Raw genomic sequence first — 21,001 nt, 5'->3', positions numbered from 1 at the left:
CGCCCACCCCCTGTGCGCCGCCCACCTGCACGGCCCACCCCTCGCCGTCGCCACCGCCGCCGACCTCGCCGCGAGCGTCCTCAATCCGTCCCTCGACTCCTGGGACCAGGCACCCGCCGCCTCCGCGCTGGAGACCCTCGTCACCCGCACCCTGGCCCGCCAGACCGGTGCCGCCGACGCCCTCGTCACCACCGGCGGCACCGAGTCCAACCAACTCGCCGTCCTGCTCGCCCGCGAAGCGCACGGCGCGGGCCTGCGGCTCATCCACGGAGCCAACGCCCACCACTCGGTGCCCCGCGCAGCCTGGCTCCTTGGCCTGCCCGAACCCGTCGTCGTCCCCGCCCCCGCAGGCACCCTCGACCCCGCCGCCCTCGACGAAGCCCTCACCCAGGTCCCCGGACCACACCTCGTCGTCGCCACCGCCGGCACCACCGACGCCGGACTCATCGACCCCCTGCCCGAAATCGCCGACCGCTGCTCCGCCCACGACGCCCGCCTGCACGTGGACGCCGCCTACGGCGGAGGCCTCCTCTTCAGCGACCGCCACCGCCCCAAACTGGCCGGACTGGACGCCGCCCACACCGTCGCCCTCGACCTGCACAAACTCGGCTGGCAGCCGATCGCCGCCGGTCTCCTCACCGTCGCGGACGCCGCCGACCTCGCCGCGCTCCACCACCGCGCCCACTATCTCAACGCCGACGACGACACCGACGCCGGACTCCCCGACCTCCTCGGCCGCTCCCCCCGTACCAGCCGCCGCCCCGACATCCTCAAGATCGCCGTCACCCTCAAAACCCTGGGACGCGTCGGCATCGGCGCACTCGTCGACGACGTCTGCCTACTCGCCGAACGGTTCGCCACCCTCGTCCACGACCACCCCGGCTTCGAACTGCACGCCCCGCCCACCATCAGCACGGTGCTGTTCCGGCCCGCCCACGCCACCGACGCAGCCGTCGCCGCCGTACGCCGCACCCTGCTCACCACCGGCGGCGCCGTCCTCGGCCGCGCCCGCGCCGACGGCCGGCTCTGGCTCAAGGCGACCCTGCTCAACCCCCACACCCGGCCCGAGGACCTGGCCGCCCTCCTGACCCTCGTGACCCTCGTGGAAAACCCCCCGGAAGGACCCGCCCCGCGATGAACACCACCCCGCACCCCACGCCCGACGCCCCCCGCGACCTCGTCGGCATCGGCATCGGCCCCTTCAACCTCTCCCTCGCCGCGCTCGCCGACCCCCTCACCGGCCTCGACACCGTCTTCTACGACCAGCGCCCCGCCTTCCACTGGCACCCCGGCCTGCTCATCGACGGCGCCCGCGTCCAAGTGCCCTTCCTCGCCGACCTGGTCACCCTCGCCGACCCGGCCAGCCCCTGGACCTTCCTCAACCACCTCCGGGCCAGAGAACGCCTCTTCCCCTTCTACTTCGCCGAACGCTTCCACATCCAGCGCGCCGAATACGACGCGTACTGCCGCTGGGTCGCCGAAAACCTCCCCTCCCTCCACTTCCACCACCAAATCGACGCCGTCCGCTGGAACCCCGAACGCGACCTCTTCGAAGTCGACTACACCCAACTCGACGCCGACGGAGAAGCCGCGGCCCTCGGCCGCACCCATACCCGCAACGTCGTCCTCGGCGTCGGCACCGAGCCCTACGTCCCCGACCCGCTCCGACCCCTCGTCGACGCCCCCGGCGTCCCCGTCGTCCACGCCGCCGACTACCTCGACCACCGCGAGACACTCCTCGCCGCCGAACACATCACCGTCATCGGCACCGGCCAGTCCGGCGCGGAGATCTACCTCGACCTGCTCCGCCACCGGCCCCCCGGCCGCGAGAAACTGCACTGGCTCGGCCGCACGGAGGCCTTCGCGCCCATGGAGTACTCCAAACTCGGCCTGGAGCACTTCACCCCCGACTACACCCGCTACTTCCACGGCCTGGCCGAACCCGTCCGCGACCGGCTCGTCGCCTCCCAATGGCAACTCCACAAAGGCATCGACGCCGACACCACCGCCGCCATCCACGACGAGCTCTACCGGCGCACCCTCGACGGCGGCTGGCCCGACACCGTCCTCACCCCCGGCGTCCACGTCCGCACCGCCGGGCGCATCGCCACCACCAAAGTCGAACTGCACCTCGAACACGCCCAGCAGCAGACCCGCACCCGCCTCACCACCGGCGCCGTCGTCCTCGCCACCGGCTACCGCGAACGCCCCCTCGGCCGCGTCCTCGCCGGCCTCGACCCCTACATGCGGCGCGACAGCCACGAACGCCCCCGCGTCGACGAACGCTTCCGCCTCGTCCTCGACCCCTCCGTCACCGGCCGGGTCTACGTCCAGAACGCCGAAACACACACCCACGGGGTCGGCGCCCCCGACCTCGGCCTCGCCGCCTGGCGCAGCGCGACCATCCTCAACGACCTGACCGGACAGGAGCCCTACCCGCTGCCCGGCCGCACCGCCTTCACCACCTTCGGCCTCGAACACGGACAACCCCGGATCCCGGCCGCGCGCCGACACCGGACGCTCACCCCGCTGGGGGACGGAATCTGAGGCTGCCCCGGCCGAAAACGGACTCAGAACACCGGCACACCGTCCCGCGTCAACGACCAGCCGACGGACGCGAAGTCCTTCGGATCCAGCACACCCCGCGCCGTCGCCCACTCGGCGATCCGCGTACGGATCTCCGTCGACTCCGCCCACAGCTCCCTGGCCGACGCCACATGCGGGAACGCGCCACCGCCGTTGGCCCGGTAGTTGTTCACCGCCAGCACGAACTGCCGCGTGTCGTCCAGCGGAGCCCCGGCATGGGCCAGGTTCTTGATACGCGACCCGGCCGCCTGCGCGATGTCGATCTCGTACGTCAGCCCCGACACATAGTCGTAGTTGTAATCCGGGCGGCCGCCCGCGTTGGTCAGCTTGTCCACGTCCACCGGCGCGCCGGCCGCCGTCCGGACGTAGTACTCCGCCGAGTACTCCAGGTACGCCCGCAACTGGGCACCCGTCATCAGCTTGGCCACCAGAGTGTTGTCGTACACGTACAGGCTCGACAGGTCCCGGATCGTCACGTCCCCGGCCGGGATCGCGGACGTCCGCGAGAAGGGCGACGCCTGCGCCAGCACCGGCAGCGACGCGAACTCCGTACCCGCCAGCGCCTCCCTGACCACGTCCTCCTGGACCTTGGTGATCAGGTCGATGATCGGGGCGTCCTTGTAACGCGCCTCCACCGTCGTCAACGTCTCGGTGGCCGTGCCGACCACCTGGTTGACGTACGCCACGACCTTCGCGTGCTCGTCCGTGAGCAGCTTCGTGATCCGGGGGTCGTCCTCGACGGTGTTCGAGTTCCGCAGCGACGCCTTGACCGACTCCACGTGCCAGCGGCCCCGCTCGAAGACCAGCTCGAAGTCGAAGAGGGTGAGCCGCTCGGCATAGCACAGCGGCTCCGACAGCACGACCGTCTTCCCGGTCTCCTCGTTCACGACCTTCAGCTCCGCGATCTCCGTGTGCGCGTGCCCCACGAGGATCGCGTCGATGCCCGGCACCTGCCTGGCCACGTTGGCCGCCGCGTTCTCGACGTACGGGACCTGGTCACCATAGGAGGACGTCCCGGACGACCCGGAATGCGCCGACACCACCACCACGTCCGCACCCATCGAACGCAGCTTCGGCACCCACTTCGCCGCCTGCTCCTCAAGACCGGGAAACGCCAGCTTCCCCTGCACATACGCCTTGTCCCAGATCGCGATGCCCGGGTTGGTCAGCCCCAGCACCGCCACCTTCACCGGCGGCGCGCCCTTCACCCGGAACGTCTTCATGAAGTACGGCGGAAACGCCGGCTTCAGCGTCTTCGCGTCCACCGCGTTCGCCCCGAGCAGCGGGAAATCGCACTGCTCCTCGAACTTCCGCAGCGTCTCGATGCCGTAGTTGAACTCGTGATTGCCGAGCGCCACCGCGTCGTACCCGATCGCGTTCATCGCCTGCGCCATCGGATGCACCGGCCCGCCCTCGGCGGTGATCGGGTCGACCTTCGCGTAGTAGTACGTCAGCGGGGTGCCCTGGATGGTGTCGCCCGCGTCCAGCAGCAGCGTGTTGCGGCGGCCCTTCTCCGCACGGACCTGGTTCACCAGCGTCGAGACACGGGCCAGGCCCTGGGCGTTGCCCGCCGCGTCCGCGTACTCGGCGTCCTTGAAGTAGTCCCAGTTGAAGACGTGCCCGTGCAGGTCGGTGGTGCCCAGCACCGTCAGCGCGTACCGCTTCGGCTTCCCGCGGCCCCGGTGAGCGGGGGCCGCCCCGGCCGCCGGAGCCGCCGCCGCGCCGGCCAGCGCGACACCCGCCCCCGTCACGGCGGACCTGCTCAGGAACTTCCGGCGGTTCAACGGCATGGCTGACTCTCCTCGGTGACCCGTGAACATCATTGGCGACGCGCGTAGATTCTGTCCTGAACATGGCGCCTGTCAAGGGTGAGAGCCGATTCGAATGCTCATCGGAGCGGCCCGGCGCACAATTCAACACTTGTCAATAGCCCTTTACTCAAAGGTTGTTGAGTGGTCATGCGTGGCCAATTCGCTACCGGCCGGTAAGTCATAGGCTCGACCCATGCGCCGAGCAAAGATCGTCTGCACTCTTGGGCCCGCCACCGACACATACGACCAGATCAAAGACCTGGTCGACGCCGGCATGGACATCGCCCGCTTCAACTTCAGCCACGGCACCCACGCCGAACACGAAGAGCGCTACCACCGAGTCCGAAAGGCGTCCGACGAAACCGGCCGCAGCGTCGGCACCCTCGCCGACCTTCAGGGCCCGAAGATCCGGCTCGGCCACTTCGCCGAAGGCCCCGTACTCCTTGAACGCGGCGACACCTTCACCATCACCGTCGAAGAAGGCGTCCACGGCGACCGCCACACCTGCGGCACCACCTACGCCGGCCTCGCCACCGACGTCACCCCCGGCGAACGCGTCCTCGTCGACGACGGCAAGGTCTGCCTGGAAGTCACCGACGTCGACGGCCCCCGCGTCCGTACGACCGTCATCGAAGGCGGCATGGTCTCCGACCACAAGGGCCTCAACCTCCCCGGCGTCGCCGTGTCCGTCCCCGCCCTCTCCAAGAAGGACGAGGACGACCTGCGCTGGGCACTCCGCAACGGCTTCGACACCATCGCCCTCTCCTTCGTCCGCAGCGGACGCGACGTCCTCGACGTCCACCGCATCATGGACGAAGAAGGCCGCCGCCTCCCCGTCATCGCCAAGGTCGAAAAACCACAGGCCGTCGAGAACATCGAGGACATCGTCGCCGCCTTCGACGGCATCATGGTCGCCCGCGGCGACCTCGGCGTCGAAATGCCCCTCGAACAGGTCCCCATCGTCCAGAAGCGCGCCATCAAACTCGCCAAGCGCAACGCCAAGCCGGTCATCGTCGCCACCCAGATGCTCGACTCCATGATCGACAACGCCCGGCCCACCCGCGCCGAGGCCTCCGACGTCGCCAACGCCGTCATCGACGGCACGGACGCCGTCATGCTGTCCGGCGAGACGAGCGTCGGCAAACACGCGACCGACACCGTGCGCACCATGGCCAAGATCGTCGAGGCCGCCGAGGAGGACATCCTCGCCAAGGGCCTGCCCCCGCTGACCGAGCGCAACAAGCCCCGCACCCAGGGCGGCGCCGTCGCCCGCGCGGCAGCCGAGATCGGCGACTTCCTCGGCGCGAAGTACCTGGTCGCCTTCACCCAGTCCGGCGACACCGTCCGCCGCCTCTCCCGCTACCGCTCACCCATCCCGCTGCTCGCCTTCACCCCCGAGCCGGCGACCCGCTCACAGCTCAGCCTGACCTGGGGCGTGGAGACCTTCCTCGGCCCTCACGCGGACTCCACGGACGCGATGGTCGACCAGGTGGACGAACTCCTCACCCGCTACGGGCGCTGCGAGAAGGGCGACGTCGTGGTCATCACGGCCGGCTCGCCGCCCGGGGTGTCGGGCACGACCAATCTGGTCCGGGTGCACCACATCGGGGAGGACGACAGTCCCCGGTAGGCCGGTTGGTCGTCAGTACTTGGGTCCGACGTGGGCGTCCATGAGGGCTACGGAGGCTTTGCGGGCTACGGAGATGTTGAAGGGGTCGCTGCCTCGGGCGAGGGTCGTCCACTCGACGCCGACCTTGTCGAGGGTCTCCGCGAAGAGGTTGCGGATGTCGTCCGACTTGTTGGAGAAGAAGTAGCGCGGATACTCGTAGCGCTTGTGCACGCCACCGACGATCTTCGTGGTCCAGTTGGTGATACGGCAGCCGTCGGAGTGGATCAGGCCGCGAATGAAGTCCCAGGGGTGAGCGTCGACGATCCCCTGCTGCCAGGCTTCGAGAGTGATCGAGCGGTCGTGCTTCTTGCCCGGCCCGTGCTGAGGGAAGAGGCAGTGCATGTGCTTCGAGTAAACCTTCACGTTGTGACAGCCGACCCTACGGACGCGGCAGACCGAGTTGGCGGGGAAGACTGCCTGCATGGCCTGCTCGCAGTCGTCGATGAGTCCGGGCCATGAGTCGGCGCAGGCGATCATGAGGTTGGGTACGCGGTGTTCGGAGTAATGGCTGATGTGGCCATCGCCGAGGTAGAGACCCAGTAGGTAGCTGTAGGCGGCCTCGTCCAAATCTCGTCCATGGCACCTGGGGCAGGTCGGATCGTGCTTGCCGGGACATTCGCCGCGCTTGGCGCGGTCGAGATGCTTCCAGTAACCGATCGTGCCCTTCGGGACGTTCAGCTTTCGGGCCACATCCGCGTTCTTCGCACCGCTGCGCAGGAGAGCGAGGGCTTTCTGTCGCACGTCAGTGCTGTGGAGGTCCATGCGATCACTGTGCGTCACCACGGAGAGTGGTGTGCAGCGAAAAGCGGAGGTTCACGAGAACGTGAGCCTCCGCTTCAAAGGTGCCGGGTACGGGACTCGAACCCGTATGTCCTTTCGAACAGATGTGTTTGAGACATCCGCGTATGCCAGTTCCGCCAACCCGGCTGGTCAGCCATCAGGAGTGTACCGGTTCACCCTCGTGAGCCGCAGCTAGGTAGGCTCTTGGAAGCAGTACCGCCTGCCCCGGAACAAGGAGCGCCACGTGACCGCCCCCGAGTCGCCCCAGCCCGTAGACGTGCCCGAAGACGACCAGTCGCACGTGCCTCCGCTGACGACCCGTGTTGTCATCGCCGAGGACGAGGCCCTGATCCGGCTGGATCTCAAAGAGATGCTGGAGGAGGAGGGGTACTCCGTCGTCGGTGAGGCCGGTGACGGTGAGGAGGCCGTGGAGCTGGCCCGGGAGCACAGGCCCGATCTGGTGATCCTCGACGTGAAGATGCCCAAGCTGGACGGCATCTCCGCGGCCGAGAAGATCGCCGAGGAGAGCATCGCGCCGGTGCTGATGCTGACCGCGTTCTCGCAGCGCGACCTGGTGGAGCGCGCCCGGGACGCCGGGGCGATGGCGTATCTGGTGAAGCCGTTCAGCAAGAGTGACGTCGTTCCGGCGATCGAGATGGCCGTCTCGCGGTTCACGGAGCTGAAGGCGCTGGAGAAGGAGGTCGCGGACCTCAGTCTGCGGCTGGAGACCCGGAAGCTGGTGGACCGGGCGAAGTCGGTGTTGCAGACGGAGTACGGCCTGACGGAGCCGGCGGCGTTCCGGTGGATTCAGAAGACGTCGATGGACCGGCGGATGTCGATGCAGCAGGTGGCGGAGGCGGTCATCCAGGACGCCGAGGAGAAGAAGGCGTCCAAGGGCTGAGGCCCCGGAGCGTGCGCGAGGCCCGCGTCCCCACTGGGGGCGCGGGCCTCGTCGTACGACTACCGGCTCAGTCCTCGCCGAGGTAGGCCTTGCGGACCGATTCGTCGTGGAGGAGGTCCTGGCCGCTGCCGGACAGGACGATGTTGCCGACTTCCATGACGTGGCCGTGGTCGGCGAGGGAGAGGGCGGCCTGGGCGTTCTGCTCGACGAGCAGGATGGTGGTGCCCTGGGATTTCAGTTCGGCCACCGTCGTCATGATCTTCTGCATCATGATCGGTGAGAGGCCCATGGAGGGTTCGTCGAGCATGAGCAGTTTGGGCTGGGACATCAGGGCGCGGCCCATGGCGAGCATCTGCTGTTCGCCGCCGGAGAGGGTGCCCGCGGCTTGCTTTCGGCGTTCGCCGAGGATGGGGAAGAGGTCGTAGGCGCGCTGGATGTCCTTCTCGATGCCTGGTTTGTCGTTGCGGAGGAAGGCGCCGAGGCGGAGGTTGTCCTCGATGGTCATGCGGGGGAAGATGTGCCGGCCCTCGGGGGAGTGGGCGAGCCCCAGGGAGACGACCTGGTGTGCGGGGACCTTCTTGAGCGACTTGCCGCCGAACTTGATCTGTCCGCCGACTGGCTTGAGGAGGCCGGAGAGGGTGCGCAGGGTGGTGGTTTTGCCGGCGCCGTTGGTGCCGATGAGGGTGACGACTTCGCCGGCGTCGACTTTGAACGAGATGCCTTTGACGGCTTCGATCTTGCCGTAGGCGACGCGGAGGTCCTCGACCTCGAGCAGTGCGGTCATCGGTCGTTCTCCTTGCCGGCCGCGGTGTCCGTGGTGGTGTCGGCCTGGGCGTGGGCCTCGGCGGCTTCCACTTCGGCTGCTTCCGTGGCGCCGGGGTCGTTCGCGAGGGGTTCGCCGAGGTAGGCGGCGATGACCCGCTCGTCGCCCTGGACGGTCGTGCTGTCGCCCTCGATGAGCTTCTCGCCCTGTACGAGGACGGCGACGCGGTCGCAGAGGTTGAAGATGAAGCGCATGTCGTGCTCGATGACGAGGACTGCGATGCCCTGGTCGCGGATGGCGAAGACGAGTTCCTCGGTGGCTCGTGTCTCCTGGGGGTTCATGCCTGCCGTGGGCTCGTCCAGGAGGAGCAGGCCCGGTTCGCTGGCGAGGGCGCGGGCGATTTCCAGCTTGCGCTGTTCGCCGTAGGGCAGGTTCCGTGCGAGGTGTCCGGCCTTTTCGGCGAGGCCGACGAACTCCAGGAGTTCCATGGCGCGTTCGCGGGAGGTGGCCTCGGCTTTGTGGAAGCCGGGGCCGCGCAGGACGGCTGACCAGAAGCCTTCCTTGGTGCGGGTGTGGCGGCCGACGAGGACGTTCTCCAGGACTGTCATGTTGGCGAACAGCCGGATGTTCTGGAAGGTGCGGGCGATGCCGGCGGCCGTGACCTTGAAGGACTTGGCGGGCAGTACCTGGTCCTTGTAGCGGACTTCGCCCTCGGTGGGTGTGTAGAGGCCCGTCAGGCAGTTGAAGAAGGTGGTCTTGCCGGCGCCGTTGGGGCCGATGAGGCCGACGATCTCGCCGCTGTTGACGGTGAGGTCCACGCCGTTGACGGCGGTGAGTCCGCCGAAGCGCATGGTGACGCCGCGTGCGTCGAGGACGGTGGTGCCGGGGGTGGGGGCGCCCGGGGTGGTGTCCTTGGTGGTGGTGTCGGTGGTCATGGTGGTCAGGCCCCTGTCTTGCCGAGGACCGCGGGCGCTTCGGCCTTGTCGTGGAATTCCAGTTGGCGGCGCCGGTTGGGGATGAGGCCTTCGGGTCGGAACCGCATGAGCAGGACGAGCGCGAGTCCGAAGGCGAGGAGCTGGTAGTCGCCGAGGAACTGGAGCTTGTTGGGGATGAGGAAGAGCAGTGCGGCGCCGAGGAGGGGTCCGCCGATGGTGCCCATGCCGCCGAGGACGACCGCGGCGAGGAGGAACGCGGAGTTGGGCGGTGTCGTGCCGGCGAAGAGGTACTGCTCGGGGGTGACGGTGTAGGTGACGTGTGCCTGGACGGTGCCGGCGAGGCCGGCGAGGGCGGCGCCGACGGCGAACGCGATCAGTTTGACGCGGAAGCCGTTGATGCCCATGGCGAGGGCGGCGGTCTCGTCCTCGCGGATGGCGACCCAGGCCCGGCCGATGCGGGAGTCGCTGCTGCGTCGGAAGACGAGGACGACGACGGCGGTGATGATCAGCATCAGGAAGAAGTAGTTGGCGAACCGGCCGATGGTGACGCCGAGGATGTCGTGGCGGGCGCCGAGGTCGAATCCGAGGATCTTCAGGTCCGGTACGGCCGAGATGCCGTTGGAGCCGTTGGTGATGTCGGGTCCGGAGGTGCCGTCCATGTTGAGGACGGCGATGCGGAAGATCTCTCCGAAGCCGAGGGTGACGATGGCGAGGTAGTCACCGCGCAGGCGCAGGGTGGGGGCGCCGATCAGTACGCCGAAGATCAGTGAGGCGGCGGCGCCGACCAGGACGGCGGCCCAGAAGGGGAAGTGGACGCCGAAGGGGGAGCTGGGCGAGCCGGAGACCAGGGCTGCGGCGTAGGCGCCGACGCCGAGGAAGGCGACGTAGCCGAGGTCGAGGAGGCCGGCGAGGCCGACGACGATGTTGAGGCCCAGCGCGACGGTGGCGAAGATCAGGATGTAGACGCCGATGGTGGCGTACTGGTCGTCGGTCTGGGTGAAGGGGAACAGTGCCGCGGCGACGAAGGCGCCCCAGATGGTGATGGTCTGGTGCCGTGCGGTGATCTGGGTGGCCTGGCGGATGAGGCCTGCCTTGTGGGCGGCTGCGAAGCCGAACCCGGCCGTGATCAGGAAGCCGACGAAGAGTTCGTCGTACTCGGTGCCGATGCCGTAGGTGAAGACGGTGAGGCAGACGGCGAGGACCGCGACGATGATGAGGATCTCGGCGTAGGAGGGCAGGGCGCGGACGGGGCCGGGCTCGCCGGCGGCGAAGGCGGCCTTGACGGTCTGCCAGCCGTGGCCGGCGCGGTGCTTGGCGAGGCTCCAGCCGGTCTCGTCGGGGTCGATGGGGTCGGGTGCGGGGTGTTCGAAGGGGAGTGCGAGGGCGCCGAGGAGGGCGGTGAGGGTGACGATCGCCGCGATGTAGGCGCCGGGTTCGAGGTTGACCAGGCCGCCGAGCTGGAGGCTGATGGCGAGGACGGTGTACCAGGTGGTCGCGAAGGTGGCGAGTGCGGCGAATCTGAGTGCGGCGTCGGCGCCGGCGGGGGTGAGCCAGCGGAGGCCTTTGACGCCGTAGGAGGAGAGGCCGAAGAGGGTGGTGAGGGCGCCGCCGATGAGGACGAGGACCTGGAGGCCGCCCGGGTAGCCGTAGACGGTGAGGTCGCCGGGGAATGCGGCGGTCCAGGTCCAGGCGAGGAAGGTGGAGACGATGGTGAGGAGGCCGCCGCCGGTGGCGAGGGCGCGTCCGAGGTGCGGTGGGATGCCGATGAGGCCGGTCGCCGCGCCGGTGGCGGGGGTGTTGGGGGTCTTCTCGGTGGTTTGTGTGGTCATCGGTGTCACGCCCTGTCCGCGACGCGCTCGCCGAGCAGGCCCTGTGGCCTGAACAACAGCACAAGGATGAGGAGGATGAAGGCCCAGACGTCCGCCCAGGACTGGCTGCCGAACTGGCCGAGGCCGGGGATGTCGCCGATGTAGGCGGTGGCCAGGGTTTCGGCGATGCCGAGGACGACACCGCCGATCATGGCGCCGTAGATGTTGCCGATGCCGCCGAGGACGGCCGCGGTGAAGGCCTTCAGTCCGAGGATGAAGCCCATTTTGAAGTCGACGTGGCCGTATTCCAGGCCGTAGGCGACTCCGCCGATGGCGGCGAAGACGGCGCCGAGGGCGAACGCGATCACGATGATGCGGTCGGTGTTGACGCCCATGAGTTTGGCGGTGTCGGGGTCCTGGGCGGTGGCCTGCATGCCGCGTCCGGTGCGGGTCTTCATGACGAAGTAGCCGAGGAAGGCCATGCTGACGGGGGCGGCGATGAGCAGGAAGATGCTGCCGGTCTGCAGGGTGATGCTGCCGATGTGGAAGGGGCCGCCCTCGATCTGGGGGAAGGTGCGGGCGGACTTCGCGTCGGGGTACCAGGCCCAGACCGCCTGCTGGAGGGCGAGGGAGAGGCCGATGGCGGTGATGAGTGGCGCGAGGCGGGGGCCGCCGCGCAGGGGGCGGTAGGCGAAACGTTCAGCCCCGATGGCGACGGTCACCGAGACGATCACGGCGCCGAGGATCATCAGGGGCAGGGCGATCAGCATGGAGGTGCCGTCGGGCAGGATGTAGATGTAGACCGTGAGCGCGCCGAAGGCGCCGGTCATGAAGATCTCGCCGTGGGCGAAGTTGATGAGCTGGACGATGCCGTAGACCATCGTGTAGCCAATGGCGATCAGCCCGTACATGGATCCCAGTAGCAGGCCGTTGACCAGCTGCTGCGGCAGTTCGTTCACCGCATGTCCTCCGAGAGGTTCGGATGTTCGACGGATGTGGCCGGGTGTGAGTCCGCGCGGGGCGCCTGTGAAGAAGCGCCCCGCGCGGCTCTGGGTGGTGCGGGTGTCTCGTCGGACGAGTCAGCCGGTGTAGGTGCCGGACTTCACGGCCTTCCAGTCGCCGTTCTCGACGGCGTATACGGTCAGCTGCTTGTTGGTGGCGTCACCGAACTCGTCGAAGGAGACCTTGCCGGTCACTCCGTCGAAGGAGACGTTCTGCATGGCCTCGACGACCTGGCCCCGGGCGTCGTCGGGGAGCTTGCCGTCGTTCTTCTCGACGACCGTCTTGACGGCCTCGATGATGGCCCAGGCGGAGTCGTAGGAGTAGCCGCCGTAGGCCTCGAAGGGCTCCTTGTAGCCGCCGGCCTTGTAGTTGGCGACGAATTCCTTGGCGGAGGGCAGTTCCTCGACGGGCGCGCCGACGGAGGTGGCCAGGTCGCCGGTGCCGCTGGCGCCGGCGAGCTTGATGAAGTCGGCGCTGTAGATGCCGTCACCGCCGACCAGCGGAATCTTGGCGCCGGTGCCCTTGATCTGCTTGCTGAGCGGGCCGGCCTGCGGGTATTCGCCGCCGTAGTAGACGACGTCGGCGCCGGAGTTCTTGACCTTGGTGGCGACCGCGGAGAAGTCCTTGGTGTCCGGGTTGATGTGCTCTGTTCCGACGACCTTGCCGCCGAGCTTCTTGAACTCGTCGGTGAAGGTTCCGGCGAGGCCCGCGCCGTAGGTCTTCTTGTCGTCGATGACGAAGGCCTTCGTCTTCTTGAAGTCGTTGAAGACGTACTGCGCGGCGAACGGGCCCTGGATGGCGTCGGTGGTCGCGGTGCGGAAGTAGGTCTTGAACGGGCGCTTCTTCTCGGTGCGCCAGTCCGGGCCCTGGGTCAGCGAGGGGCCGGTGTTGGCCGGGGAGACCAGCGCCATGTTGCCGGACTCGAAGACCTGCTGCATGGACTCGCCGACCGAGGAGTTCAGCGGGCCGACGACGCCGAGGACCTCGTCGTTGGCGACGAACTGGCTGGCGTTCTGCTGGCCCACGGAGGGCTGGCCCTGGTCGTCGAGGGCTTCGACCTTGAAGGTTATGCCCTCGACGTGCTTGTCCTTGTTGGCGGTCTTGGCCGCGAGGTCCGCCGAGTTCTTGATACCGAGGCCCAGCGCGGACAGGTCGCCGGTCAGCGGGGCGTCGACGCCGATGACGACGGTGGTGCCACCGCCGCCGCCGTTGCCGGAGTCCGAGCCGCCGTCGTCGTCGCGCGAGCCGCAGGCGGTGAGGGTGAGTGCTCCCGCCGCCAGAGCGGCGGTGATGGCGATGAGCGAACGTTGACGCACGATCAGTCCTTTCCCTGGCACAGCCGCTTCCCCGTGGAGGCGGCCGAGTCGAGCGCTGGGCCGAAGTGACAATCGGACGGCGCGGTGACTGGCCGTGACTCTAAGCGTGTGTGGGGAACGTGGAGGAGGGTCTGACTCATGCTGTGACGCTCTTGTTATGACACGGGGTAATGCAGAGCGGTACTGGCTGGGAAGAACTGCGGAATTCCGTCCGATTCGCCCTGTCCGCATGGTGAGAACTTGCAGGACCGGCGGCCGGCGTTCAGGCGTCTGGGGCGTTTTGGTGATTACCTGGAATCGTTGCTGCAGGCGACCTCGATGGCGTGGGAGAGGTCCTGTGCATAGTGCGTCCCCAGGATGAAACTGTGGGCCTGTATTGCGCGCGCATTACGCAGCGTTACATGCAGGAAAGGGAGTGCGAGGTTCCGCGGCGCTTTTGCGCATTCCGTCACCCGAAGAGTGACGATGATCTTGCGGGCGGAATGCGTCTTTGTCTGGAAAGGCGCGGCGGGTGACGCGGTCATCGAGATGCCGGCGTAGGGCTGGTCGATTCGTGTCACGGTGACGGGCGGGCCGGACCGCACGCTCAGCCGCACCGCGAAACTGAAGTCGTCGCCGGGGGCGGGCACCGCGTCCAGGTAGTCGAGGTCGACCGCCTGGGAAGGGTGTGGCGGCGGAGGAGGGGGAGGAGGCTGCGGTCGGCCGGCGTACAGATAGCCGCCGCCCGCCAGGGTCATGACGGCCGCGGCGGTCGTGAGGACCGCCCGGCGGTGGCGGTCGTAGTACCGGCCGGGCCGTCCACGGCGCCGGGCGGCCGGCCGGGGAGCGTCCGGGCCGCCCCGGTCGTGGGTGCCCTCGCCCGGCTCGACGGGACCGGTGCCGCTCACTGCCACGGGCCGTCGCTCGGGGCACCGGTGCGGTAGTGCGCGGCGCACGAGTCGCGCACCTGACGGCCGATCAACTCGTCGGCGGCTCGGGGGCCTTGGTCGCGCTCCGTGGCCTGTGCGGCGTCCACGACCTTCCGCAGGATGTCGTACTGCGGGTTGGACAGTCCCATCGACTGGTAGTCGCCGTAGGGGGTGCTGCCGGCCAGTATCTCGCGTGCCCAGTAGCCGACAGCGCTCGTGCACAACTCAGCGGGGGAGAGGCTGCCTTGTGCCGGTGCGGATGCGGATGCCGACGCGGTCGGTCGGGCGGTGTCGCCGGAACCGGGCCTTTCGGCGCCGGAGTTGCCGCAGCCGGACCCCAGGGCGGCGGTCGGCAGTGTCAGCGCGAGAGCGAGCAGTCCGGGCGCGCACCGGAGCCGCCGAGCAGCCGCCCCCGGCCAGGGGGCCTTTCCCCGTCCCATGCCCTGAAGTTAGGGCGCCGGGCGGCGGGGGGCAATGCCGTGGCCGGGAGGGCGCCGTGGGTGGCGGCAGTCCGTGGCCGGGAGGGGCGTCGTGGGGGCGGGAGCTCGTCGTGGCCGGGAGGGACACGCGGCCTGATGTGCGACCGCCGGCAGTGCCGCGAGGGCGCCGGTGGCGTTGCGAGGGCGCGGGCGGTGTTGTGCGGGCGCCGGTGGCGTCGCGCGGCCGGGGAGCGGGCCCCGGCCGCCCGCGCGCCGCTCAGCCTGTCGCGCCGGCCCGCGTCCCGTCGCCCGGGTTCACGTCCCGCAGCAGGCAGGTCAGCCGGGCGGTGCACACGCGGCGGTCCTGCTCGTCGCTGATAACGATCTCGTACGTCGCGGTCGACCGGCCCCGGTGCACCGGCGTGGCCACGCCGGTGACGAGGCCGGAGCGGGCCCCGCGGTGGTGGGTGCAGTTCAGGTCGACGCCGACGGCGATCTTGGTGCTGCCGCCGTGCAGCATCGAGCCGACCGACCCGAGCGTCTCGGCCAGCACCGCCGAGGCCCCGCCGTGCAGCAGCCCGTACGGCTGGGTGTTGCCCTCCACCGGCATGGTGCCGACGACACGGTCTGCCGACGCCTCGAGGATCTGGACGCCCATGCGGGTCCCGAGGTGCCCGGCGGAGAAGAGCGCGGGCAGGTCGACACCGAGCGCGGCGTACTCGTCGATGACCTCCTGCGGGAACTGCACCTGCTGCTGCTCGCCCATGGGCCGGCTCCGTTCGTAGCTCCGTCTGTCTGAGTCGCCGGCCGGCCCGGTGCGGCCGTCGGCTCGACTGAGCAAACGCTCAGTCGGTCGCCGATTGTTCCAGACGGACGACGACGGACTTGCTGGCCGGGGTGTTACTGGTGTCCGCGGTGGCGTCCAGCGGCACCAGGACGTTGGTCTCCGGGTAGTACGCAGCCGCGCAGCCCCGGGCCGTCGGATAGTGCACGACACGGAAGCCGGGCGCCCGCCGCTCCACCCCGTCCTTCCACTCGCTGACCAGGTCGACGTACGAACCGTCCGGGACGTCCAGCTTCCGGGCGTCCTCCGGGTTGACCAGGACGACCCGGCGGCCGTTCCTGATGCCCCGGTAACGGTCGTCCAGACCGTAGATCGTGGTGTTGTACTGGTCGTGCGAGCGCAGCGTCTGGAGCAGCAGCCGCCCCTCGGGCAGCTCGGGGTACTCGATCGGCGAGGCGGTGAAGTTGGCCTTGCCGGTGGCCGTCGGGAAGCGGCGCTCGTCGCGCGGGGCGTGGGGGAGGGCGAAGCCCCCGGGGTGCGCCACGCGGGCGTTGAAGTCCTCGAAGCCCGGGATCACCCGCCCGATGCGGTCGCGGATCGTCGCGTAGTCCTCCTCGAACTCCTCCCACGGCGTGCGGCTGTCCTCGCCCAGCACCCGGCGCGCCAGCCGGCACACGATCGCGGGCTCGGACAGCAGGTGCCGGCTCGCGGGCTCCAGCCGCCCGCGGGAGGCGTGCACCATGCCCATGGAGTCCTCGACGGTCACGAACTGCTCGCCGCCGCTTTGGAGATCGCGCTCCGTACGGCCGAGGGTCGGCAGGATCAGGGCACGCGCGCCCGTGACGGCGTGCGAGCGGTTCAGCTTCGTCGAGACGTGCACGGTCAGGCGGGCACGGCGCATGGCCGCCTCGGTGACCTCCGTGTCGGGGGAGGCGGAGACGAAGTTGCCGCCCATGGCGAAGAAGACCTTCGCCTCGCCGTCGCGCAGCGCGCGGATGGCCCGTACGACGTCGTAGCCGTGCTCGCGCGGCGGAGCGAAGCCGAACTCCTTCTCCAGCGCGTCCAGGAAGGCGGGCGCGGGACGCTCGAAGATGCCCATCGTGCGGTCGCCCTGCACGTTGGAGTGGCCGCGTACCGGGCAGACTCCCGCGCCGGGACGGCCGATGTTGCCGCGCAGGAGGAGGAAGTTCACGACCTCGCGGATGGTGGGCACGGAGTGCTTGTGCTGGGTCAGGCCCATCGCCCAGCAGACGATGGTGCGCTCCGAGGCGAGCACCATGCGCAGGGCTTCCCCGATCTCCGCGCGCGTGAGGCCGGTCGCCGTGAGCGTCTCGTCCCAGTCGGCGGCTCGGGCGGCCTCGGCGAACTCCTCGTAACCGTGCGTGTGTTCCTCGACGAAGGCCTCGTCGACCGCGCCCTCCGTCTCCAGGATCAGCTTGTTCAGGAGCCGGAACAGGGCCTGGTCGCCGCCGAGGCGGATCTGCAGGAACAGGTCGGTGAGCGCGGCGCCCGCGGTGAGCCCCTTGGCGGTCTGCGGGTTCTTGAAGCGCTCCAGGCCGGCCTCGGGCAGCGGGTTGACGCTGATGATCTTCGCGCCGTTCGCCTTGGCCCGCTCCAGGGCGGAGAGCATGCGCGGGTGGTTGGTGCCCGGGTTCTGACCGGCCACGATGATCAGATCGGACTTGTGGAGATCCTCCAGCAGGACGCTGCCCTTGCCGATGCCGATGGACTCCGACAGGGCAGAGCCGGACGACTCGTGGCACATGTTGGAGCAGTCCGGCAGGTTGTTCGTGCCGAGCTCGCGCGCGAAGAGCTGGTAGAGGAAGGCCGCCTCGTTGCTGGTGCGCCCGGAGGTGTAGAAGACGGACTCGTCGGGCGAGTCCAGGGCCGCGATCTCCTCCGCCACGATGTCGAAGGCGCGCTCCCAGGTGACCGGTTCGTAGTGCTCGCCGCCCTCCGGGAGGTACACCGGGTGCGTGAGCCGGCCCTGCTGGCCCAGCCAGTAGCCGCTGCGGGTCGCGAGGTCGGCGACGGGGTGCGCGGCGAAGAACTCCGGGGTGACCCGGCGCAGGGTGGCCTCCTCGGCCACGGCCTTCGCGCCGTTCTCGCAGAACTCCGCCTTGTGCCGGTGGTCCGGCTCCGGCCAGGCGCAGCCCGGGCAGTCGAAGCCGTCCTTCTGGTTGACGCTCAGCAGCGTCAGCGCGGTCCGCCTCACGCCCATCTGCCGCTGTGCCATGCGCAGGGTGTGGCCGATGGCCGGGATGCCGGCCGCCGCGTGCTGGACCTTCGTGACCTGGGGCGCGTCCTGAACCGGATCACCCTTGGGCGGCTTGGTGGCCATCGCGCGCTCCTTCGCTTACACGTGTGAGGTACGTCTCCGATCCTCGCACGCGCCAGTGACAGCGACGGCGGCCGGGCGAGGGGCGGCGGCCGGGAGCAAGAGGCGCGTCCGGCAACTCGGGTCGCCGCGACACAGGGTGACCGGACCCGCACCGGCCGGGCGACCGGGGACCCGCCGGCGGGACGACCGGGCCGGTACGGGCGCGGCAGGGTGAGGGCGGGGCCGAGTGTCAGTGGTCCGTGGCAGGATCGGGGACGTGGCAGAGACAGCAGCGAAGCAGACCGACAACTCCTCCGGCGGCGCCCGCCCGCGCCTGATGCTCATGGACGGGCACTCGCTGGCCTACCGCGCGTTCTTCGCGCTGCCCGCGGAGAACTTCACGACCGCGACGGGCCAGCCGACCAACGCGATCTACGGCTTCGCGTCGATGCTGGCCAACACGCTGCGTGACGAGGCGCCCACGCACTTCGCGGTGGCGTTCGACGTCTCCCGCAAGACCTGGCGGTCCGAGGAGTTCACCGAGTACAAGGCGAACCGCTCCAAGACCCCGGACGAGTTCAAGGGCCAGGTCGAGCTGATCGGCGAGCTGCTCGACGCCATGCACGTGCAGCGCTTCGCCGTCGAGGGCTTCGAGGCCGACGACGTCATCGCCACACTCGCCACGCAGGCCGAGGCCGAGGGCTTCGACGTGCTGATCGTCACCGGCGACCGGGACTCCTTCCAGCTGGTCAGCGAGCACACCACGGTCCTGTATCCGACCAAGGGCGTCTCCGAGCTGACCCGCTTCACGCCGGAGAAGGTCTTCGAGAAGTACGGGCTGACCCCCGCCCAGTACCCCGACTTCGCGGCCCTGCGCGGCGACCCGTCCGACAACCTGCCGGGCATCCCGGGCGTCGGCGAGAAGACCGCCGCGAAGTGGATCAACCAGTTCGGGTCCTTCGCCGACCTGGTCGAGCGCGTCGACGAGGTCAAGGGCAAGGCGGGGCAGAACCTCCGCGACCACCTGGAGTCCGTCAAGCTCAACCGCCGGCTCACCGAGCTGGAGCGTCGGGTCGAACTGCCGAAGGCCGTCACCGACCTGGAGCGCACGGCGTACGACCGCAAGGGCGTCGCGGTCATCCTGGACACCCTGGAGATCCGCAACCCGTCGCTGCGCGAGCGGCTCTACGCCGTCGACCCGGGGGCCGAGGAGGCCGAGGCCGCGCCGGTCGTGGCGGACGGCGTCGAGCTGGACGGCACGGTGCTGGGCACGGGCGAACTGGCCGGCTGGCTCGCCGAGCACAGCACCCAGACCCTCGGTATCGCCACGGTCGACACCTGGGCGCTGGGCACCGGCTCGGTCGCCGAGGTCGCGCTCGCCGCGCCCGACGGCAAGGCCGCCTGGTTCGACCCGACGGAGGTGGACGAGGCCGACGAGGCGGCGTTCACGGCCTGGCTGTCCGACGCGGACCGGCCGAAGGTCTTCCACAACGCCAAGAGCGCGATGCGCGTCTTCGCCGAGCACGGCTGGAGCGTCGCCGGCGTCGGCATGGACACCGCGCTCGCCGCCTACCTGGTCAAGCCGGGCCGCCGCTCTTTCGACCTGGACGCGCTGTCCCTGGAGTACCTGCACCGCGAGCTGGCCCCCGCCGCCGCGGCCGACGGCCAGCTGGCCTTCGGGGCGGACGAGGGCGCCGAGGCCGAGGCGCTGATGGTGCAGGCCCGCGCCATCCTCGACCTGGGCGAGGCCTTCGAGGGCCGCCTGGCGGACGTCGGCGCGGCGGACCTGCTGCGCGACATGGAGCTGCCCACGTCCGCGCTGCTGGCCCGCATGGAGCGGCACGGCATCGCGGCCGACCGGGAGCACCTGCGGGCCATGGAGCAGATGTTCGCGGGCGCCGTCCAGCAGGCGGTGAAGGAGGCGCACGCGGCGGCCGGACGGGAGTTCAACCTGGGCTCGCCCAAGCAGCTCCAGGAAGTCCTCTTCGGCGAGCTGAACCTCCCCAAGACCAAGAAGACCAAGACCGGCTACACCACCGACGCCGACGCCCTGGCCTGGCTGGCCGCCCAGACCGACAACGAACTGCCGGTGATCATGCTCCGGCACCGTGAGCAGGCCAAGCTGCGCGTCACGGTGGAGGGCCTGATCAAGACGGTCGCCGCGGACGGCCGCATCCACACCACGTTCAACCAGACGGTCGCCGCGACCGGCCGCCTCTCGTCCACGGACCCGAACCTGCAGAACATCCCGGTCCGCACGGACGAGGGCCGCGCGATCCGGCGCGGCTTCGTCGTCGGCGAGGGCTTCGAGTCCCTGATGACGGCCGACTACAGCCAGATCGAGCTGCGGGTGATGGCCCACCTGTCCGAGGACGAGGGCCTGACCGAGGCGTTCACCTCGGGCGAGGACCTGCACACCACCGCCGCCGCGCAGGTCTTCTCCGTCGAGCAGTCCGCGGTCGACGCGGAGATGCGCCGCAAGATCAAGGCGATGTCCTACGGCCTGGCGTACGGACTCTCGGCCTTCGGCCTCTCCCAGCAGCTGAACATCGAGGCGGCCGAGGCGCGCGGCCTGATGGACGCCTACTTCGAGCGTTTCGGCGGCGTACGGGACTACCTGCGCCGGGTGGTCGACGAGGCACGGGCGACTGGTTACACGGCGACCCTCTTCGGGCGCCGCCGCTATCTGCCCGACCTCAACAGCGACAACCGCCAGCGCCGCGAGGCGGCCGAGCGCATGGCCCTGAACGCCCCGATCCAGGGCACGGCGGCCGACATCGTCAAGATCGCCATGCTCAACGTGGACAAGGCACTGCGCGAGGCCGGCCTCACGTCCCGCATGCTGCTCCAGGTCCACGACGAAATCGTCCTGGAGATCGCCCCCGGCGAGCGGGCGGCGGCGGAGGAACTCGTCCGCCGCGAAATGGCCGACGCGGTCCGGCTCAGGGTCCCCCTGGGCGTCTCGGTCGGCTCGGGGGCGGACTGGGAGTCGGCGGCGC

16 protein-coding genes and 1 tRNA gene are annotated in these 21,001 nt (G+C 69.6%); 5 read left to right on the top strand and 12 right to left on the bottom strand.

Annotated elements, in window-relative coordinates; all coding sequences use genetic code 11:
- Both EBH09_RS08885 and EBH09_RS08880 read left to right on the top strand, forming a co-directional pair.
- A partial coding sequence (locus EBH09_RS08885) for an aminotransferase class V-fold PLP-dependent enzyme (protein ID WP_238697243.1) occupies positions 1-1,138 on the top strand: 1,138 nt, incomplete at its 5' end.
- Positions 1,135-2,547 (top strand): SidA/IucD/PvdA family monooxygenase, encoded by a 1,413-nt coding sequence (locus EBH09_RS08880; protein WP_121746492.1) that lies wholly within the window; start codon positions 1,135-1,137, stop codon positions 2,545-2,547. The genes EBH09_RS08885 and EBH09_RS08880, both read left to right, overlap by 4 nt.
- A gap of 23 nt (positions 2,548-2,570) precedes the next feature.
- Here EBH09_RS08880 and EBH09_RS08875 read toward each other — a convergent pair whose 3' ends face one another.
- Positions 2,571-4,376 carry a 5'-nucleotidase C-terminal domain-containing protein gene (locus EBH09_RS08875; protein WP_121746491.1) on the bottom strand — a complete coding sequence of 602 codons (1,806 nt, stop codon included), beginning with the start codon at positions 4,374-4,376 and terminating at the stop codon, positions 2,571-2,573.
- A 214-nt stretch (positions 4,377-4,590) separates the two neighbouring features.
- Between EBH09_RS08875 and pyk the strand changes: the two genes are divergently transcribed.
- A complete protein-coding gene (pyk, locus tag EBH09_RS08870; protein ID WP_121746490.1) occupies positions 4,591-6,027 on the top strand; it encodes a pyruvate kinase in 1,437 nt (478 codons plus the stop codon).
- A gap of 12 nt (positions 6,028-6,039) precedes the next feature.
- Here pyk and EBH09_RS08865 read toward each other — a convergent pair whose 3' ends face one another.
- Both EBH09_RS08865 and EBH09_RS08860 read right to left on the bottom strand, forming a co-directional pair.
- A complete protein-coding gene (locus EBH09_RS08865; RefSeq protein ID WP_121746489.1) occupies positions 6,040-6,828 on the bottom strand; it encodes a helix-turn-helix domain-containing protein in 789 nt (262 codons plus the stop codon).
- Positions 6,829-6,909: 81 nt separating this feature from the next.
- Positions 6,910-6,993 (bottom strand) — tRNA-Leu (locus EBH09_RS08860).
- A gap of 97 nt (positions 6,994-7,090) precedes the next feature.
- Between EBH09_RS08860 and EBH09_RS08855 the strand changes: the two genes are divergently transcribed.
- Positions 7,091-7,747, top strand: a complete 657-nt coding sequence (locus EBH09_RS08855; protein WP_121746488.1) for a response regulator — start codon at positions 7,091-7,093, stop codon at positions 7,745-7,747.
- A 67-nt stretch (positions 7,748-7,814) separates the two neighbouring features.
- On the opposite strand, the gene EBH09_RS08850 is transcribed toward EBH09_RS08855, so the two are convergent.
- From EBH09_RS08850 to EBH09_RS08810, 9 genes are all read right to left on the bottom strand, one after another.
- Positions 7,815-8,531: an ABC transporter ATP-binding protein gene (locus EBH09_RS08850; RefSeq protein WP_121746487.1), complete on the bottom strand. Its 717-nt coding sequence runs from the start codon at positions 8,529-8,531 to the stop codon at positions 7,815-7,817.
- Positions 8,528-9,445, bottom strand: a complete 918-nt coding sequence (locus tag EBH09_RS08845; RefSeq protein WP_121746486.1) for an ABC transporter ATP-binding protein — start codon at positions 9,443-9,445, stop codon at positions 8,528-8,530. The genes EBH09_RS08850 and EBH09_RS08845 overlap by 4 nt, the downstream gene beginning before the upstream one ends.
- 5 nt (positions 9,446-9,450) lie before the next feature.
- Positions 9,451-11,274, bottom strand: coding sequence for a branched-chain amino acid ABC transporter permease (locus tag EBH09_RS08840; protein WP_121746485.1), 1,824 nt, complete (start codon positions 11,272-11,274; stop codon positions 9,451-9,453).
- Between the two features lie 5 nt (positions 11,275-11,279).
- Positions 11,280-12,212 carry a branched-chain amino acid ABC transporter permease gene (locus EBH09_RS08835; protein ID WP_121746484.1) on the bottom strand — a complete coding sequence of 311 codons (933 nt, stop codon included), beginning with the start codon at positions 12,210-12,212 and terminating at the stop codon, positions 11,280-11,282.
- Positions 12,213-12,332: 120 nt separating this feature from the next.
- Positions 12,333-13,571 carry a branched-chain amino acid ABC transporter substrate-binding protein gene (locus EBH09_RS08830; protein WP_193776202.1) on the bottom strand — a complete coding sequence of 413 codons (1,239 nt, stop codon included), beginning with the start codon at positions 13,569-13,571 and terminating at the stop codon, positions 12,333-12,335.
- 287 nt (positions 13,572-13,858) lie between these two features.
- Positions 13,859-14,458, bottom strand: a complete 600-nt coding sequence (locus tag EBH09_RS08825; protein ID WP_121746482.1) for a Tat pathway signal sequence domain protein — start codon at positions 14,456-14,458, stop codon at positions 13,859-13,861.
- Positions 14,455-14,919, bottom strand: a complete 465-nt coding sequence (locus tag EBH09_RS08820; protein WP_193776201.1) for a hypothetical protein — start codon at positions 14,917-14,919, stop codon at positions 14,455-14,457. The genes EBH09_RS08825 and EBH09_RS08820 overlap by 4 nt, the downstream gene beginning before the upstream one ends.
- Before the next feature lie 256 nt (positions 14,920-15,175).
- Entirely contained in the window at positions 15,176-15,664 is a 489-nt protein-coding gene (locus tag EBH09_RS08815; RefSeq protein WP_121746481.1) for a hotdog fold thioesterase, read from the bottom strand.
- 79 nt (positions 15,665-15,743) lie between these two features.
- Entirely contained in the window at positions 15,744-18,023 is a 2,280-nt protein-coding gene (locus EBH09_RS08810) for an FdhF/YdeP family oxidoreductase (RefSeq protein WP_121746480.1), read from the bottom strand.
- Positions 18,024-18,279: 256 nt separating this feature from the next.
- On the opposite strand from EBH09_RS08810, the gene polA reads away from it, so the two are divergent.
- The coding region (gene polA / locus EBH09_RS08805; RefSeq protein WP_121746479.1) for a DNA polymerase I at positions 18,280-21,001 on the top strand (2,722 nt) is incomplete at its 3' end.

It is taken from the genome of Streptomyces sp. E2N166 (assembly GCF_003671715.1).
GTDB classification, from domain to species: domain Bacteria; phylum Actinomycetota; class Actinomycetes; order Streptomycetales; family Streptomycetaceae; genus Streptomyces; species Streptomyces thinghirensis.
This window is presented reverse-complemented; position numbering and strand designations above follow the sequence as displayed.

Coding starts and splice junctions, on each gene's coding strand:
- EBH09_RS08880 (WP_121746492.1), top strand. CDS start 1,135: ATGAACACCACCCCGCACCCCACGCCCGACGCCCCCCGCGACCTCGTC.
- EBH09_RS08875 (WP_121746491.1), bottom strand. CDS start 4,376: ATGCCGTTGAACCGCCGGAAGTTCCTGAGCAGGTCCGCCGTGACGGGG.
- pyk (WP_121746490.1), top strand. CDS start 4,591: ATGCGCCGAGCAAAGATCGTCTGCACTCTTGGGCCCGCCACCGACACA.
- EBH09_RS08865 (WP_121746489.1), bottom strand. CDS start 6,828: ATGGACCTCCACAGCACTGACGTGCGACAGAAAGCCCTCGCTCTCCTG.
- EBH09_RS08850 (WP_121746487.1), bottom strand. CDS start 8,531: ATGACCGCACTGCTCGAGGTCGAGGACCTCCGCGTCGCCTACGGCAAG.
- EBH09_RS08845 (WP_121746486.1), bottom strand. CDS start 9,445: ATGACCACCGACACCACCACCAAGGACACCACCCCGGGCGCCCCCACC.
- EBH09_RS08840 (WP_121746485.1), bottom strand. CDS start 11,274: ATGACCACACAAACCACCGAGAAGACCCCCAACACCCCCGCCACCGGC.
- EBH09_RS08820 (WP_193776201.1), bottom strand. CDS start 14,919: ATGGGACGGGGAAAGGCCCCCTGGCCGGGGGCGGCTGCTCGGCGGCTC.
- EBH09_RS08815 (WP_121746481.1), bottom strand. CDS start 15,664: ATGGGCGAGCAGCAGCAGGTGCAGTTCCCGCAGGAGGTCATCGACGAG.
- EBH09_RS08810 (WP_121746480.1), bottom strand. CDS start 18,023: ATGGCCACCAAGCCGCCCAAGGGTGATCCGGTTCAGGACGCGCCCCAG.